Annotated in this window: 18 protein-coding genes and 1 tRNA gene; 12 read left to right on the top strand and 7 right to left on the bottom strand. The window is 68.5% G+C overall.

Translation table 11 applies throughout. From position 1 onward, the window contains the following. Both HXX10_RS05650 and gph read right to left on the bottom strand, forming a co-directional pair. A partial coding sequence (locus tag HXX10_RS05650; RefSeq protein WP_296520572.1) for a hypothetical protein occupies positions 1–469 on the bottom strand: 469 nt, incomplete at its 3' end. Positions 470–583: 114 nt separating this feature from the next. Beyond that, positions 584–1,291, bottom strand: a complete 708-nt coding sequence (gene gph, locus HXX10_RS05655; RefSeq protein ID WP_296520573.1) for a phosphoglycolate phosphatase — start codon at positions 1,289–1,291, stop codon at positions 584–586. A 200-nt stretch (positions 1,292–1,491) separates the two neighbouring features. Between gph and rpiA the strand changes: the two genes are divergently transcribed. The 8 genes from rpiA to HXX10_RS05695 all read left to right on the top strand — a co-directional run bounded on the left by rpiA (position 1,492) and on the right by HXX10_RS05695 (position 8,360). After that, positions 1,492–2,187, top strand: coding sequence for a ribose-5-phosphate isomerase RpiA (gene rpiA / locus HXX10_RS05660; protein ID WP_296520574.1), 696 nt, complete (start codon positions 1,492–1,494; stop codon positions 2,185–2,187). A 35-nt stretch (positions 2,188–2,222) separates the two neighbouring features. Continuing rightward, positions 2,223–2,729, top strand: coding sequence for a DUF2059 domain-containing protein (locus tag HXX10_RS05665; protein ID WP_296520575.1), 507 nt, complete (start codon positions 2,223–2,225; stop codon positions 2,727–2,729). After that, positions 2,726–4,117 carry a glutathione-disulfide reductase gene (gene gor, locus HXX10_RS05670; protein WP_296520576.1) on the top strand — a complete coding sequence of 464 codons (1,392 nt, stop codon included), beginning with the start codon at positions 2,726–2,728 and terminating at the stop codon, positions 4,115–4,117. Before HXX10_RS05665 ends, gor begins: the two co-directional genes overlap by 4 nt. 103 nt (positions 4,118–4,220) lie before the next feature. Continuing rightward, positions 4,221–4,475: a type II toxin-antitoxin system VapB family antitoxin gene (locus HXX10_RS05675; RefSeq protein WP_296520577.1), complete on the top strand. Its 255-nt coding sequence runs from the start codon at positions 4,221–4,223 to the stop codon at positions 4,473–4,475. Further along, positions 4,472–4,873, top strand: a complete 402-nt coding sequence (locus HXX10_RS05680) for a type II toxin-antitoxin system VapC family toxin (RefSeq protein WP_296520578.1) — start codon at positions 4,472–4,474, stop codon at positions 4,871–4,873. Before HXX10_RS05675 ends, HXX10_RS05680 begins: the two co-directional genes overlap by 4 nt. Positions 4,874–4,941: 68 nt before the next feature. Further along, positions 4,942–5,181, top strand: a complete 240-nt coding sequence (locus tag HXX10_RS05685; RefSeq protein WP_296520579.1) for a hypothetical protein — start codon at positions 4,942–4,944, stop codon at positions 5,179–5,181. Positions 5,182–5,331: 150 nt separating this feature from the next. Beyond that, positions 5,332–6,720 (top strand): class II 3-deoxy-7-phosphoheptulonate synthase, encoded by a 1,389-nt coding sequence (locus HXX10_RS05690; protein WP_296520580.1) that lies wholly within the window; start codon positions 5,332–5,334, stop codon positions 6,718–6,720. A 173-nt stretch (positions 6,721–6,893) separates the two neighbouring features. Continuing rightward, complete coding sequence (locus HXX10_RS05695) at positions 6,894–8,360, top strand: hypothetical protein (RefSeq protein ID WP_296520581.1); 1,467 nt, start codon at positions 6,894–6,896, stop codon at positions 8,358–8,360. A gap of 255 nt (positions 8,361–8,615) precedes the next feature. Here HXX10_RS05695 and HXX10_RS05700 read toward each other — a convergent pair whose 3' ends face one another. Continuing rightward, on the bottom strand, positions 8,616–8,921 hold the full coding sequence (locus tag HXX10_RS05700) for an HU family DNA-binding protein (protein ID WP_296520582.1): 306 nt from the start codon (positions 8,919–8,921) through the stop codon (positions 8,616–8,618). A 330-nt stretch (positions 8,922–9,251) separates the two neighbouring features. On the opposite strand from HXX10_RS05700, the gene HXX10_RS05705 reads away from it, so the two are divergent. Further along, positions 9,252–9,328: transfer RNA gene (locus HXX10_RS05705), tRNA-Asp, on the top strand. Positions 9,329–9,413: 85 nt separating this feature from the next. Here the strand turns inward: HXX10_RS05705 and HXX10_RS05710 are convergent. The 4 genes from HXX10_RS05710 to HXX10_RS05725 all read right to left on the bottom strand — a co-directional run bounded on the left by HXX10_RS05710 (position 9,414) and on the right by HXX10_RS05725 (position 12,222). Beyond that, on the bottom strand, positions 9,414–10,574 hold the full coding sequence (locus tag HXX10_RS05710) for a tyrosine-type recombinase/integrase (RefSeq protein ID WP_296520583.1): 1,161 nt from the start codon (positions 10,572–10,574) through the stop codon (positions 9,414–9,416). Next, positions 10,571–10,852 (bottom strand): hypothetical protein, encoded by a 282-nt coding sequence (locus HXX10_RS05715; protein WP_296520584.1) that lies wholly within the window; start codon positions 10,850–10,852, stop codon positions 10,571–10,573. The genes HXX10_RS05710 and HXX10_RS05715 overlap by 4 nt, the downstream gene beginning before the upstream one ends. 3 nt (positions 10,853–10,855) lie before the next feature. After that, on the bottom strand, positions 10,856–11,080 hold the full coding sequence (locus tag HXX10_RS05720; protein ID WP_296520585.1) for a hypothetical protein: 225 nt from the start codon (positions 11,078–11,080) through the stop codon (positions 10,856–10,858). A 470-nt stretch (positions 11,081–11,550) separates the two neighbouring features. After that, the gene (locus HXX10_RS05725) at positions 11,551–12,222 is read right to left on the bottom strand and encodes a recombinase family protein (protein ID WP_296520586.1); all 672 of its coding nucleotides are present in this window, start codon (positions 12,220–12,222) and stop codon (positions 11,551–11,553) included. 251 nt (positions 12,223–12,473) lie between these two features. Here HXX10_RS05725 and HXX10_RS05730 point away from each other — a divergent pair, with 251 nt between their 5' ends. Genes HXX10_RS05730 through HXX10_RS05740 form a run of 3 tightly spaced genes read left to right on the top strand, consistent with a single transcriptional unit; the run spans position 12,474 to position 14,684 of the window. Next, positions 12,474–13,076: an energy transducer TonB gene (locus HXX10_RS05730; RefSeq protein ID WP_296520587.1), complete on the top strand. Its 603-nt coding sequence runs from the start codon at positions 12,474–12,476 to the stop codon at positions 13,074–13,076. A gap of 55 nt (positions 13,077–13,131) precedes the next feature. Next, positions 13,132–13,680: a sigma-70 family RNA polymerase sigma factor gene (locus tag HXX10_RS05735; RefSeq protein WP_296520589.1), complete on the top strand. Its 549-nt coding sequence runs from the start codon at positions 13,132–13,134 to the stop codon at positions 13,678–13,680. Then, positions 13,659–14,684 (top strand): FecR domain-containing protein, encoded by a 1,026-nt coding sequence (locus HXX10_RS05740; protein ID WP_296520591.1) that lies wholly within the window; start codon positions 13,659–13,661, stop codon positions 14,682–14,684. The genes HXX10_RS05735 and HXX10_RS05740 overlap by 22 nt, the downstream gene beginning before the upstream one ends. Positions 14,685–14,924: the final 240 nt, after the last annotated feature.

Genomic DNA, 14,924 nt, shown 5'->3' on the forward strand with positions numbered 1-14,924 from the left:
CCGCCGGGGCGGCCGCGGGACGCGGCGCCCGCGGCGTCGACTGCGAGGCGCGGGAGCGCTGGGCGGTCGGCCGGCGCTTCTGCGACGGCGGCGGCACCGGGTGCAGCTCGACATAGACGGGGTTCGGCTCGAGCTGGACCACCGAGGTGGTGAACTCGCGCTCGCCGCCGCCGATCGACTCGGAGCGCATCGGGCGAACCGGCACGGTCTGCGGCTGGTAGCCGGGCAGCGAGAAGGCCACGGTCAGCTCGCCGTCGAGCGGCGCCGGCAGGGTGCACGGTGTGCGGCAGCTCGCGCCGCTCGGCAGCTTGGCCTCGGCGCCCGGCGGGTCGCTCTCGAGGTTGAGCGCCGTGGTGGCCGGGCCGCCAAGCCCGAAGCTCGGAATCTGCAAGGTCGACAACGACTCGCACCCCGCGAGCAGCATGCCCGCAGTTGCGACCGCCAGTACTCGATACGGTACGCTGCTCATGGTCGGCGTCCCCCAACGCCATCCCGGAGATTACGGAGGTGGGGCCGTCGACGCAACCTCCCCCGGCGCCGAAGGGCCCGGGGGCGGGGCAGGGTCGCGTCCGCCAGCGGCCTTTCAGGCCGGCGAACCAGCCGTCCAGGGCAGCCTCAGCAGCTCCGCGGCGGCGCCCGGCAGGTCGGCAAAGCGGCTGATCACCCGGTCGGGCCCGAGCGTCGCCACCGGCACCTCGGTGTAGCCGAAGTCGACCGCCACCACCGGAATCCCGGCAGCCCGGGCCGTGACGATGTCGGTCCGCGAGTCGCCGACCATCAGGGCGGCGGCGGGCGTGCCGCCGGCGGCCGCCACCGTCGCCAGCAGGACGCGGGGGTCCGGCTTCATCATCGCGAAGGTGTCCTGGCCGCAGATCACCGGGAAGCGGGGGGCGAGGCCGAGCGCCTCGAGCAACTGCACCGAGAGCCGTTCCAGCTTGTTGGTGCATACGGCGAAGCGGCAACCCTGGCCGGCGAGCGTGTCGAGCGCGTCCTCGAGCCCCGGAAACGGCCGCGACAGGTCGGCGATACGGGCGGCGTAGTCCTCGACATAGACGGCGTAGAGCCGGTCGATCTCGGCCGGCCCGCAGGCGCGGCCGTGCGCCATCAGGCCGCGTTCGATCAGCAGCCTGGCGCCGCCCCCGATGAACTGCCGCGCCTCCTCGAACGGCACCGTCGCAATCCCCTCGCGCCGCAACAGGGCGTTGAGCGTGTCGATCAGGTCCGGCGCGGTGTCGACCAGCGTGCCGTCGAGATCGAACACGACGAGGGGAGGCGGAGCGGGCTGATGCATGGTCTGGCTCAGGTCTGACCCGTCAAAGAGCGGCCTTAGCCGGGTGGGGGCCGTCGCGCAAGCCCGTGCGGCCCCCGAGGGGCCGGACCGCGGTTTCCGGAGGACCGGGGTTTCCGGAGGACCGGGGCCCTAGGCTAATCGGCGGATCGACGCTACATAACGGGCAACCGTCCGCTCACAGGCCACCCGAACGCACCGCCATGACACCCGATTCCCTCAAGCGCGAGGCTGCGGCCCGCGCCCTCGACTTCGTCGAGCCAGGCATGCGGCTCGGCCTCGGCACCGGCTCGACCGCCAAGCATTTCGTCGAGCTGCTCGGCGAGCGGGTGCGGGGCGGCCTGGACGTGCTCGGCGTGCCGACCTCGGAGGCCACCCGGGCCGACGCCGCGGCAGCCGGCATCCGCCTCTCGACGCTGGACGACACGCCGGCCCTCGACCTCACGGTCGACGGCGCCGACGAGATCGCCCCGGACCTCTCCGTCATCAAGGGCGGCGGCGGGGCGCTGCTGCGGGAGAAGATCGTGGCGGCCGCCTCGGCCCGCATGATCGTCATCGCCGACGAGTCGAAATGGGTCGAGATGCTCGGCCGCTTCCCGCTGCCCGTCGAGGTGGTGCCGTTCGGCCTGGCGCCGACCCGGCTCGCCGTCGAGGCGGCCGCCGAGGCGGTCGGCTGCCCCGGCCCGGCGCGGCTGCGGCGCACCCGCGAGGGCCACGCTTTCGTCACGGATGGCGGGCATCTGATCCTCGATCTCATGCTCGGCCGCATCCCGCAGCCCGCCGCGCTGGCAGCGCGGCTCGCCGCCGTTCCGGGCGTGGTCGAGCACGGGCTGTTTCTCGGGCTGGTGAGCGTCGCCATCATCGCGGGGGCCTCCGGCATCCGCATCGAAAACGTCTGAACACGCACAAAGCGTCCGCAACAGAGGGTTTCACCATGCAGCTCGTCCCGTTCCTTCGCGTCGCCGCCCTGGCGCTCGCCGTCGGCGCGCCCGGCCTCGCGCTCGCGCAGGCGCCCGCGCAGCCGTCGCCGTCCTCCCTCGCCATGGCGCGCGAGCTGATCGTCATCAAGGGCGGCAGCGCGATGTTCGACCCGATCGTCAGCGGCGTCATCGAGTTCGTGAAGAACACCTTCGTGCCGACCAATCCCCAGCTTTCCGGCGAGCTCAACGAGGTCGCCGTCAAGCTGCGCAAGGACTACGATTCCAAGCGCGCCGAGCTCCTCAACGAGGTCGCCACGGTCTATGCCCAGAAGTTCAGCGAGGCGGAGCTGAAGGAGCTCGTCGCCTTCTACAAGTCGCCGACCGGCAAGAAGATGGCGGCCGAGGAGCCCGTCGCGATCGACGAGGGCCTCAAGCGCGCCCAGGCCTGGGCCGACGCCTTCTCGGCCGAGGTGATGGGCAAGTTCCGCGACGAGATGAAGAAGAAGGGCCACGACCTGTGAGCGAGCCGGAGCGCCGCGTCGATCTGTTCGTGATCGGGGCGGGGTCGGGGGGCGTGCGCGCCGCCCGCATCGCCGCCGGCTACGGCGCCCGCGTGATGGTCGCCGAGGAGTACCGGGTCGGCGGCACCTGCGTGATCCGCGGCTGCGTGCCGAAGAAGCTTTTGGTCTATGCGGCGCGTTTCGGCGACGCCTTCGAGGATGCCGCCGGTTTCGGCTGGACCGCGGCCGCGCCGGTGTTCGACTGGGCGACCCTGATCGCCAACAAGGACCGCGAGATCGCCCGGCTCGAGGCGGCCTACATGGCGACGCTCGGCAAGGCCGGCGTCGAGATCGTCAAGAGCCGCGCCGTGCTGGAGGACGCCAAGACGGTCCGCCTCGAGGCGACCGGCGAGCGCATCCGCGCCGAGCACGTGCTGATCGCCACCGGCGCGACGCCGTCGCTCGGGCCGACGATCCCGGGCATCGAGCACGTGATCTCGTCGAACGAGGCGCTGCATCTCGAGGCGCTGCCGGCCCGCGTGCTGGTGCAGGGCGGCAGCTACATCGCGGTCGAGTTCGCCTCGATCTTCGCCGGGCTGGGATCGCAGGTGTCGCTGGTCTATCGCGGCGAGAACATTCTTCGCGGCTTCGACGACGAGGTGCGCCAGCATCTGCGCGCCGAGTTGGAGAAGCGCGGCATCCACGTGATCACGGGCAACACGGTCGCGGCCGTCGAGCCCTGCGGCAAGCATTTTACGGCGCATCTCTCCGGCGGCCTGCAGGTCGCCGCCGACGCCGTGATGTTCGCGATCGGCCGGCCGCCGAACGTGCGCGGCCTCGGGTTGGAGACGGCCGGCGTGCGGATCGCGGCGAACGGCGGCATCGCGGTCGACGACTATTCCCAGACCTCGGTGCCCGGCATCTTCGCGGTCGGCGACGTCACCAACCGCATCAACCTGACGCCGGTGGCGATCCGCGAGGGCCACGCCTTCGCCGACACGGTGTTCGGCGGCAAGCCGACCAGGGTCGACCACGCCAATGTGCCGACCGCGGTGTTCTCGGAACCCGAGGTCGGCACGGTCGGTCTGACCGAGGCGCAGGCGCTGGCCGAGATCGGCGACGTCGACGTCTACCGCACCAGCTTCCGCCCCATGAAGGCGACGCTGTCGGGCCGCGACACCACGATTTTGCTGAAGCTCCTGGTCGACGCCGCGACCGACCGGGTGGTCGGCTGCCACATCGTCGGCGAGGGGGCGGGCGAGATGATCCAGCTCGTCGGCATCGCGGTCCGGATGGGCGCCACCAAGGCCGACTTCGACACCACCATGGCGGTGCACCCGACCGCCGCCGAGGAGCTGGTCACCATGCGCCAGCCGAGCATGCGGCACCGCCGCAAGGCGGCCGAGTAGGGCAGGGAAGTCCGCCGCACCGGGGCACCCGCCACGGTCTGCAGCCCTTGATGGCGGTAGAATGGTTCCTTATCTTGGTAGAAAGGAACCATCGGAGGCGTCCATGGGCCTGAACATCAAGAACGCGGAGGCGCACCGCCTCGCCGAGGAGCTCGCGCGGCTCACCGGCGAGAGCATGACAGCGGCCGTGACGGTCGCGTTGCGCGAGCGCCTGGAGCGGGTTCGGAGCGCGCCGAAGGGCGGCCTGGCCGAGGAGCTGCTGGCCATCGGGCGCGACTGCGCGGCGCACATGACGGAGCCTTATCTGTCGATCGATCACGGCGACCTTCTCTACGACGAGAAGGGACTGCCCAAATGATCATCGACTCCTCGGCATTGGTCGCCATCCTGCGCGCCGAACCGGACGCGCCGACATGTGCGGCCGCGATCGAGGCCGCTTCGCCTCGTCGGATGTCGGCAGTGAGCTATCTCGAGGCTGCGATCGTGATCGACGGACCGCGCGATCCGGTCGCGAGCCGCCGCTTCGATCAATTCCTCGAAAGGGCCTCGGTGACGATCGAGCCGGTGACCGCGGAGCAGGCCCGCATCGCGCGCCAAGCTTATCGTGATTTCGGCAAGGGTAGCGGGCATCCGGCCAAACTGAATTTCGGCGACTGCTTCAGTTACGCGCTGGCGCGTGCGACCGGCGAGCCGCTGCTGTTCAAGGGCGAGGATTTCCGCCACACCGATATCGAGGCGGCCTTGCCGCTGCGATGAAGGGTCGTTGCGCGGTCGGCGTCACACCCCGACGCGACCTCGGCACCGGGCGTGGAGGTGCGACGGACATGCTGAAGCGCATTTGCTGGCGGGACATCTGCAAGTTTCTGGCGGTCGCCTTCTTCGTCAGCACGGGCGTGCTGTTCTATCTTTATCTCGCCGACGTCTCGGTGCCGCTTCTCGGCACGACCTTTATCGAGACACCGGACGTCAGCGGCGTGCGAGCGATCGTCCATGCGGCGATGTTCGTCGTGTTTTTCTACCTCGGCTTCTGTCGAAAGCGGAACGTTCGATCGGCCGACGAATGACCGGGAACGGAGGTCGGCGGGGCCCGTCCCCTGACGCCCGCCGCCCCCGCCCGCCGCTCTGGCCTGCCGGCGCCGGGCTCGTGTATAAGGCCCCGGCGCGACCCAAGAAGGCACCGGGACGAGACCCGGCCCGCGCGGAGAGGATGTGACATGCCTGAGCGGTGGACCCCCGAAAGCTGGCGCAGGAAGCCCGTCCAGCAGATGCCGGAGTATCCGGACCCGGACGCGCTCGCGGCCGTCGAGAAGCAGCTTTCGACCTTCCCGCCGCTGGTGTTCGCCGGCGAGGCGCGCAGCCTGAAGCGGCAGCTCGGCAAGGTCGCAGCGGGGGAGTGTTTCCTGCTGCAGGGCGGCGACTGTGCGGAAAGCTTCGCCGAGCACGGTGCCAACAACATCCGCGATTTCTTTCGCGTGTTCCTGCAGATGGCCGTGGTGCTCACCTATGCGGCCGCCTTGCCGGTCTTGAAGGTCGGCCGCATCGCCGGCCAGTTCGCCAAGCCGCGCTCCTCGCCGACCGAGACGCGCGACGGCGTCGCGCTGCCGAGCTATCGCGGCGACATCGTCAACGACAACGAGTTCACGGCCGAGGGGCGCCAGCCCGACCCGCGCCGCCAGATCGAGGCCTATCGGCAGTCCGCCGCCACCCTCAATCTGCTGCGCGCCTTCGCGCAGGGCGGCTACGCCAATCTCGGCAGCGTGCATCAGTGGATGCTCGGCTTCGTCAACGACTCGCCGCAGTCGCGCCGCTACATGGAGCTCGCCGATCGCATCTCCGAGGCGCTGGGCTTCATGCAGGCCTGCGGCCTCGACCTCGAGCGTCATCCCGAGCTGCGCGGCACCGAGCTCTACACCAGCCACGAGGCGCTGCTGCTCGGCTACGAGGAGGCGATGACCCGCGTCGATTCGACCAGCGGCGACTGGTACTGCACGTCCGGCCACATGCTGTGGATCGGCGACCGCACCCGCCAGCTCGACCATGCGCATGTCGAGTACTGCCGCGGCATCAAGAACCCGATCGGCCTGAAATGCGGGCCGTCGATGAAGCCGGACGATCTGATGCGGCTGATCGAGGTGCTCGATCCGGACGACGAGCCGGGCCGCCTGACGCTGATCTGCCGCATGGGCGCCGACCGGGTCGGCGAGCTGCTCACCCCGCTGGTGCGCGCCGTGAAGCGCGAGAACCGCCGCGTGCTGTGGTCGTGCGACCCGATGCACGCCAACACGATCTCGTCGGCGTCGGGTTTCAAGACCCGGCCGTTCGACCGCATTCTTCAGGAGGTGAAGGGCTTCTTCGCCGTGCATGCGGCCGAGGGCACGATCGCGGGCGGCGTCCATCTGGAGATGACCGGGCAGAACGTCACCGAATGCACGGGCGGCGCGCGGGCGATCTCCGACGAGGATCTCAACAACCGCTATCACACGTTCTGCGACCCCAGGCTCAATGCCGAGCAGTCGATCGACCTCGCCTTCCTGCTCGCAGAGCTGCTGAAGAAGGAGCGGCTGAGCCGCGCCACGCCGCTGCCCGCCGCCGCGAGCCTGTGAGCCGGCCGATACCGGCGGCAAGCGACTGACGGCCGTGCGCGCCTGCGTGCGGCCGTCTTCACATGGCGTTAACCCCCTCGACCAACTTGCCGCGACGGGGCGCGGAAAGCGGCAATGAATCGATAACAAGTCGGCTCAAATTGTCTTCATTCACGGCGGTGACGGGGGGCCGAGTGAAGAGGGACAGGAGCCTCTTTCTTCGCGCGACGACGGCGACCGCGGCACTGGCGGTCGGCATCGTCGTCGCGTCCGCCGCCGAATGGCCGAGCCTCTCCTCCGATTCGTCGGAGGGGGCGACGGTCTGGGATCCCGGTCCGCGCTGGCCGACCCTCGCGTCAGAACGACCCGAGGGCAGGCCGGCCGGGGCCGACGCGGAGCGGAGGCGGGCACAGCCGCCGCCGGCCGCCGCCGACCCCGACACCACCGGATCGATACGGCCGAGAACGCAGGCCCCGGCGCAGGACGCGGCGGAGACAGGCGATCTCGGTCCGCAATGGCCGAGCGTCGCGGCGGAGCGCACAGGCTCCGCGCCGGAGCGCCGCGCGACCACCGACATATCCGCCGTGTCGAGCCGTCCGGCGATGCCGGACGTGTCGGCTCCGGCGACCGTGCCGGCCGCGCCGGATCTCCCGGCGACGCCGGATCTGTCGGCCAGGCAGGGACGACGGGCACAGCCGTCATCCGCTGCCGACGCCGATACGACCGGATCGATCGGGACAGCCCAGTGGCCGACCTATGTCGCGCCGGCCCCGATCCGTCCGATCGTCGTCACGGTCGGCGGCCGCTACTGGTACTCGCGCGGCAAGACCGATTTCGGCTTCAGGAACGGAGTCTCCGGCTACGGCGATCCGACCTCGACGCTGGATTGGCGCGACACCACCGGCAATGCCGGCGAGGTGTTCGGCCGCATCGACCATCGGCCGACCGGCATTTTCGTCAAAGGGCTGATCGGTGGCGGCGTGCTCAACGGCGGCACCATCACGGATCGCGATTTCGTCGCCGGCCAGTATTCCTTCTCCGACACGTCGAGCGACATCAGGGGCGACAGCCTGCGCTACGGCATCGTCGATGCCGGCTGGTCCTTCGACGTGCCCAAGGCGGGATTCCGGGTCGGCGGCTTCGTCGGCTATCACTACTGGCACGAGAAGATGACGGCCTTCGGCCTGATCTGCAATCGCGACGACTTCGGCGGCGCCTTCTGCGGACCGGCCGGGTCCGTGCAGGTTCCCTATTCGACGGCCGTGCTCGCCTACGAGCCGACCTGGCACGCGCTGCGCCTCGGCATCGACGGGCGGTGGGAGTTCCTGCCCGGCTGGTCGGTGGCGGGAGAGGCGGCCTTTGTGCCGATCGCTCACCTCGAGAACAAGGACAGCCACCTGCTGCGCCAGAGCTACAGCGATCTCGGGCCAGTCCCCAACGTGATCTCGCGCTCGTCGAGCGGCTGGGGAGTCGAGGCGGAGGTGTTTCTCAACTACGCCGTCACGCCGAACATCGAGCTCGGCGTCGGCGGACGTTATTGGGGGCTGAACGCCAACGGCGGCACCGTGGCGTTCGGGCCGAGCTTCGTCGGCAGCTACGATCTGACCAAGTTCGAGCAGCAGCGTTACGGTCTGCTGCTCCAGGCGAAGGGGCGGTTCTGAGCCGCCGTGCCGCCGCCGCCGGTCGCGACCTCGCCTGTCTCACCGCCCGCGACCGCTGATCCGACGCCGCTCGCCGAAACGGATCGCTGCACTCGCGCACAAAAAAGGCCATACCGGCAGCGGCCGGTATGGCCCGAACCTGTTTCGCCATGGCCGGGCGTGCCCCGACCATTTCACGTCATTGCCGCGTGGACGAATGACCCGCTGATGCCCGACACAAGGCAGGGCCCGACGAGCGGGACGCCCGGACCGCGATCAGATCGCGTCCTTGAGCTCCTTGGCGGCGCGGAACGCGACCTTCTTGCTCGCCTTGATCTTGATCGGCTCGCCGGTGGCGGGGTTGCGGCCCATCCGGGCGGCGCGCTTCTTGACCTGCAGGATGCCGAGGCCGCCGATGCGGAGGCGGTCGCCCTTCTTCAGGTGCTTGACGACGAGGCCGACGAAGTCGTTGAGGATCGCCTCGGACTGCTTCTTCGCAATCTCGTGGTTGCCGGCGATGGTCGCCGCGATGTGCTTGAGCGTCACGGTCGGGGCCGTCGTCGTCGTCGCTGCCTTGGCCATCTGGAAATCCCTCCTCTGCTGGATCGATGGACGCGAAACTGCCCGTCACATATACGATTCTCGGCCCTTGGCCACCGGCAAATGTGAGAAACGCCCATGTTTTGTGGGTTTCTAAGGCGCGGCGCACCGATTCGGCCCGCCCGGCGGGCGTTTTTGGCAGCCGACGCGAGCGATTCTGCTCCTGGAGGTCGACAACAGGGCGGTTGGCCGGTCGGGAAGAGAGGGTGCGGCGGCGGTCGCCGGATGCCGCCGACGGGGGACGAATCCGCTGCTCCGAGGCGCGCTTGACTTCGTCCGGACAGGGCCTTATTGCAGCGGCTCCGAAGGTCCGGGGGCGTAGCTCAGTTGGTTAGAGCGTCGGCCTGTCACGCCGAAGGTCGCGGGTTCGAGTCCCGTCGCTCCCGCCAGTTATCAATGGGATAGCTGGCATTCCGGACACCGTTCCAACTTTCTGGACCGTCGCGTTCCAACTTTTGCGCATGGTCCGTTCTCTCACCGAAGCTTTGTTCGACCGGTGCGGCGCGCTTCGGTGACGCTCCGCAGGGTAGCCACGTTCACTGGCACGTAGGTGGCGAAGAGGGCATTGGACGACGACAGGGTGTTGCCCATCGCGTGGGACAGCGCCTCGGCACCGGCCCCGCCAACGATCGCCTCAACGGCGCCGCTGCGCCGGAAGTCGTGGCCGATCGTGCGTCGCTCGTTGATTCCGAACTCGATGATTCGCACGTCGCGGAAGTCGTCGCCAAGCGTATCGCTCGAATAGGGCGCGCCCGAGCGGTTCCGGAAGATGTAGGCGTCCCCGTGGAGCTCCACGCCGAGCCGCTCAAGGTAGGCCGTTAAGACTGCGATCGCGCGAATGCTGAGGACACCGCCAACTGGCTTTCCAGTCTTTCCTCGCTCAGTGAAGAACGCCTCTCCGGCGGCGCCGCGTGCGAGCTGAGAGGCTCTCAGATTGCGTACGTCACCGGGGCTCATCTGGGTGTCCCACGCCACGGCGATGACCGCCGCCAGCCCGTAGTAACCCGTCCTCCACGCTCGCTTTGCGACTCGGGCAATCTCGCCCTCGGCCCAGGTCGCCGATCGACCGGGCGCGGCGCGATTGCGGACGCCGAGCGAAGGGTCGGCGTCGCGAACGCAGTAGCCGAGCGCAGCCGAAACCTTCCAAAGGGCCCGCCAGATTTTGATGCACCGGTGCGCCTCTCGCAGCGAGACTGTGTCCTCGACCATGCGGCGGAAGGCCGAGATATCCTCCAGCGTCACCGTGCGCGGGTCGCAGTCGCCGAACACGGGTTTGATCCGGCGCCAGCACCGCCACCAGTCCTCCCGCGTCCGCGGCTTCTTGGTCGACCACTCGTCCGTGCGCCGATAGCGCCGGAAAGCCTCACCAAGCGAGCGCGGTGGGTAGACGGTCAGTTCCTCGGCCTGATCGGGGGACAAGTTCTCGGCCGACACCATCGCGGGGGAGGGCGCCTCGCCGCGGCGCGTCTGATCCCAGCGGCGATTCCATGCTTCGGCAATGGTCCACGCATCGGGCCCGTCCACGCCGCACGGCACCGCGTAGAAGCCCAGCCGCTTCATGGCTGCGGTCGGCTCCCAAAAGCCTCGGCGCGTCTTCCGCTTTACCCTGTAGTGCCGGATTTTGATGCGGGTCATCGTGCTGAGCCCCGCTGCATCGCCGCGATGCGATCTTGCACGACGGTGCTGGCATCGCGGGCCACCATGGCCGGGCCGCCGCTGAACAAGTGGGGATGTCGTGCGTCGCACCAACGGTCGATTGCGCTTAGGTCGAGATTGCCCGTGTCGGGATCAGGCCGCGGAAAGCCGCGAGCGACCAAGTTTGGGAGCGTCGCGCGGAACTTGTCCAGCGACATGCCGAGTCGCCGAGCGGCGATATCCGGAGGCACGTCGCGGGGGTCCACGCGAAAGCGCATGCCTTATAACCTCTCCGACGACCGGCTGATGGTCATCCGATTCGTCCTAAAATTCGGCTCTTCGGTCATCACCTCGTCGCCGGCCGGCTCCTCGGCGGATGCGAAGAACAGGATAATCTTGCCATGGTCGACCTCGACGCGATGCGGCATCACCCAGCTTTCATGGCCGCGCGCAGCATTCGGCCGAGGTCCGGCTTCCGATAGGCGGTTCACGACAGTAACGGTCATTTGGTCCTCCCGTTAGAAGACAGTTGAAAAATGCGTCCACTGTAACCAACCATAAGTTGTTATTTGGCGAGATGCTGATCTACCCAACGTCTTGCCGACCGGTTGGGTAGAGGCTATAAAAGACCATTGGTCTCTTTTGAACGATTCTGAAATATAAGGTAACTTGTGCAGTTCGTGCTGAAAACATTAATCTATTTCTCATTTGAGAAGCCCTTGAGGCAGTGGCTCTTTAGCGACATTGTTCCAGGAGGAGAGCGGTGAGCTGGGAGGGGTGCGAGACGCCACAGGCCCAGAATTTTTTTCAGCTCTCAAAGCTTGACGGCTACGCTTCGATCGGAACGTCGCGTAGCAAGCGCTGAGCCTCCCCACTTCCACAACCGGGAATGAGCGAAAGTACAATTTTTATAGAGTAGGGGTTTAGCTAGGCGGCGCCGAAACTCAAAAACCGGGAGCGATCGAAGCTCCACGCCTCACGCCGCCGCCAGCACTCGCTTCACCGACATCGCGTGCCACGCACCACCGCGGGGGGTCTCGACGCCATCCTGGTTGAGCTTGGCAGCGATGGCGCGCAGGCTGAGCCCCTGCTCGACCAGGGGCCGGATGGTCGGCGCGAGAGCGGCAGCGCGGGTTGCGGCCTCCGCCCGATACTTCGGCGCAAGCACCTCGGCGCCATGCCGGCCGAGCACCGTGCCACGATCCTTGGCGGCCCGCAGCGCCGCCTTCGTTCGTGCGGAAATCACGGAGCGCTCCTTCTCGGCAAGAGCGGCATATAGATGCAACAGGAACGGGTCTGTGTCGGCGCCGAGATCGGCGACGATGAACGGCACCTTGTGTGCCATTAATCCGCTGATGAAGTGCACGTCACGCGATAGCCGGTCGAGCTTGGCAACGACTACGGGGCATTTGCGCTTCCGCGCGTCCGCCAGCGCCGCGGCGAGTTGCTGGCGTCGGTCGAGCGCATCGGCGCCCTTGCCCGTCTCGATTTCGACGTAGCCGGCAACGATCTCGAATCCCTCGGTCTCGGCGAAACGCTTCAAGGCGGACTGCTGCGCCTCCATGCCTAGCCCAGACCTGCCCTGACGGGCGGTGCTGACCCGAACATACGCGACGAGTGGTTTGAGGTCGGTCGAATTGGGGTTCATGGCAGAGAGGTGTCACATGCATAGGAACGATTGCTTGTTACAGAACGCCGGATACCTGTCAACCGAGAAGTTATCCCCTCTCTGCCCGCCCCGGGTCCGACATGTGACTGTCATGCAGGTCACCTACGTTGGTGCCCTTGGTTTTCATGCCATGACGAGCGGGACAGGCTGTGATGCCGGATGCGCCTTGTCTTGCGCGGGGCCGGACGCGTTGGGTTTGTGGCTCGCTGGGTTTTGTTCTCGGACTGACCATGTTCGCACCCGGCGCCTTGTCACAGACGGCGATCCCGGTGCGATTATCGATCGCCGCCCAGCCGCTGCCTGCCGCTCTCGAGGCCTATAGCGCGGCATTCGGCCGTGAACTCTATTACGATGGTGCGTTGGCCGCCGGGCGAAAATCGAGCCCGGTCGAAGGGATGCTCGCCGCCGACGAGGCGTTGCGCGTGCTGCTCGGCGGAACCGGGTTGTTCGCCCGGGCGATTGGGCCGAACAGCGTGACGATCGCCCCCATCGCGCGCCGTCGCGCCGCGGAACCGACGCACCAGACCTATTTCGCCGTCGTCCAGACGACGGTCTCGCAGGCGCTGTGCGCACGGCCCGAAACCCGGCCGGGCGATGCCGACGTGCTGGTCCGGGTGTGGATCGGCCCGTCCGGACGGGTTCAGCGGGCGCAAATGTTCGACGGCTCGGATGTCCGTGGCAATTCGGCCGTGTACGAGGCGGCGCTCGAAGGCTTGCCGATTGCCGCGCCGCTCCCGGCGGATTTGCCGCAACCGATCTCCATCGCCATCCTGGCGCTGAGGCCCGGGCAACCGACCGGGTGCGCTCCCTCGGCAACCGCCGCTGCGCGCTGAAGGGCGCGGCTGCGACATGAGCAACTCCAGCCAGGATGTCTTGCGGCGGTTCTTCGTGCTCGGCTACGACGAACTGCGCGCCCGGCTGGCACGCCGCTTCGGGTCGACGGATCTGGCCGGCGACGCCTTGCACGAGACATGGTTGCGGATCGACGGCGCCGCGCCGGCGAAGGGGCTGCGCAGCCCGAAACATTACCTGCTCCGAATGGCCTATAATGCCGCGCTCAAGCGCCTGAACGCCGAGAGCGGACTCGTGACCCTGTCCGACGCCAAGGCGGCGATCGGCCTGATCGACGACGCGCCCGATCCCGAGCGCGCCGTCATCGCGCGTCTCGAGCTCGAAACGCTGGCGCAGGCTCTGAGGGAGTTGACGCCGCGCCGGCGGACCATCCTGATCGCGTCCCGCCTCGACGGCACGCCGCTCTGGCGGATCGCCGAGCAACTGGCAATCTCCCAGCGCCTGGTCGAGATCGAGCTCCGGCATGCGCTCGCCCATTGTGCTCTGCGGCTCGATCGCAAGGTGATACGGAGATTCGGTCCGAAGTCTTCAAAAGGATCTTCGGGGGGAGAGGATCTGGATCGATGGCAACGGGACGAGCCGTGAGCGACGAGCCGACAGCGGCGAGCGGCGAGTCTCCCGCCCATCCGGCCGGCTGTCTCGCCGAGATCGACCGACAGGCGCACGACTGGATGGTCTGTTTCTCGGTCGGCCGCGCCGGTCCGGCCGAGCTCGCGGCGTTCCAGGCCTGGTCGGCCCGCGACCCCGCCCATGTCGAGGCGTTCCGCCAGGCCTGCCGGGTGTGGGAAGGGATCGGGCCGGCGAGCGCGCGGCTGGCCGATCACGAGCGCGCGTCCCGGGCAGCGCCGGTCCGGCCTTTCGGGCGGCGCGCCTTCCTCGGCGGTGCGCTGGCGGCATCGGTCGGAGCAGGCGTGTTCCTGGCCGCCCGGCCGCCGCTGCGGCTCTGGCCGTCCTTGTCGGAGCTCGCCGCCGATCACCGGACCGCACCGGGCGAGCAGCGCCACGTCGCCCTCACCGGCGATGTCAGCGTCGCGCTGAACACGCGCACCAGCATCGCCGTGAAAGGGACGCCCGGCGGGGTGGAGACGATCGAGTTGATCAGCGGGGAAGCCACCGTGGCGGTTGGGCCGGCCCGGGGCGGCCCGGTCACGGTGCTGGCCGGCCGGGGCCGGGTCACGGCGCACGACGCCCATTTCAATCTGCGCTACGAGGACGGCACCGGGTGCGCCACCTGCATCGGCAACGTGCTCGAGGTCGCGCTGGAGGGACAGTCGGCGTGGCTGCGGGCCGGCGAGCAAGTCGTGTTCTCCTCGGTCGGGCTCGCCGCCGTGACGGCGGCGGATCTCGCGGCCGTGACGGCGTGGAACGACGGCATGCTGGTGTTTCATGCGACACCGCTCGCCGCGGCCGTAATTGAGATCAGCCGCTACCGCGCCGCCCCGATCATCCTCACGAATCCGGCGCTCGGTCGACGGCTGTTCAGCGCCCGGTTCCCGATCGCCAATGTCGAGGGCGTGGTGGCCCATATCCAGAGCGTCTTCGGCGCTACGGTGACGAGGCTGCCGGCCGGGATCGTGCTGCTCGGCTGATCCGGTCCGCGGCCGACAGCCGGCGGCGGCCGAGGTCGCATATTTTTTTTCGGTCTTCCGCGCTCCCACGGATCTACGGGCGGGCCGCGGACATCGGAACGGATGATCGCGCCAGAACATCCGCTGCCGTTCCCGTGCGAGGACCTCATGTCCGCCACCCTATGTTCCCGCCCCGAGCCGGTCCGGTGCCGATCCGTCCGCCGTGGTATCTTGCTGGCGGGCGTCAGCGCGGTGACGCTG

The organism is Rhodoplanes sp. (assembly GCF_013377085.1).
GTDB lineage: Bacteria > Pseudomonadota > Alphaproteobacteria > Rhizobiales > Xanthobacteraceae > Rhodoplanes.

Excerpts from the sequence above, each read along its gene's own strand:
- gph (WP_296520573.1), bottom strand. The coding sequence starts at position 1,291 with ATGCATCAGCCCGCTCCGCCTCCCCTCGTCGTGTTCGATCTCGACGGC.
- rpiA (WP_296520574.1), top strand. The coding sequence starts at position 1,492 with ATGACACCCGATTCCCTCAAGCGCGAGGCTGCGGCCCGCGCCCTCGAC.
- HXX10_RS05665 (WP_296520575.1), top strand. The coding sequence starts at position 2,223 with ATGCAGCTCGTCCCGTTCCTTCGCGTCGCCGCCCTGGCGCTCGCCGTC.
- HXX10_RS05675 (WP_296520577.1), top strand. The coding sequence starts at position 4,221 with ATGGGCCTGAACATCAAGAACGCGGAGGCGCACCGCCTCGCCGAGGAG.
- HXX10_RS05680 (WP_296520578.1), top strand. The coding sequence starts at position 4,472 with ATGATCATCGACTCCTCGGCATTGGTCGCCATCCTGCGCGCCGAACCG.
- HXX10_RS05685 (WP_296520579.1), top strand. The coding sequence starts at position 4,942 with ATGCTGAAGCGCATTTGCTGGCGGGACATCTGCAAGTTTCTGGCGGTC.
- HXX10_RS05690 (WP_296520580.1), top strand. The coding sequence starts at position 5,332 with ATGCCTGAGCGGTGGACCCCCGAAAGCTGGCGCAGGAAGCCCGTCCAG.
- HXX10_RS05700 (WP_296520582.1), bottom strand. The coding sequence starts at position 8,921 with ATGGCCAAGGCAGCGACGACGACGACGGCCCCGACCGTGACGCTCAAG.
- HXX10_RS05710 (WP_296520583.1), bottom strand. The coding sequence starts at position 10,574 with ATGACCCGCATCAAAATCCGGCACTACAGGGTAAAGCGGAAGACGCGC.
- HXX10_RS05715 (WP_296520584.1), bottom strand. The coding sequence starts at position 10,852 with ATGCGCTTTCGCGTGGACCCCCGCGACGTGCCTCCGGATATCGCCGCT.
- HXX10_RS05720 (WP_296520585.1), bottom strand. The coding sequence starts at position 11,080 with ATGACCGTTACTGTCGTGAACCGCCTATCGGAAGCCGGACCTCGGCCG.
- HXX10_RS05725 (WP_296520586.1), bottom strand. The coding sequence starts at position 12,222 with ATGAACCCCAATTCGACCGACCTCAAACCACTCGTCGCGTATGTTCGG.
- HXX10_RS05730 (WP_296520587.1), top strand. The coding sequence starts at position 12,474 with ATGTTCGCACCCGGCGCCTTGTCACAGACGGCGATCCCGGTGCGATTA.
- HXX10_RS05740 (WP_296520591.1), top strand. The coding sequence starts at position 13,659 with ATGGCAACGGGACGAGCCGTGAGCGACGAGCCGACAGCGGCGAGCGGC.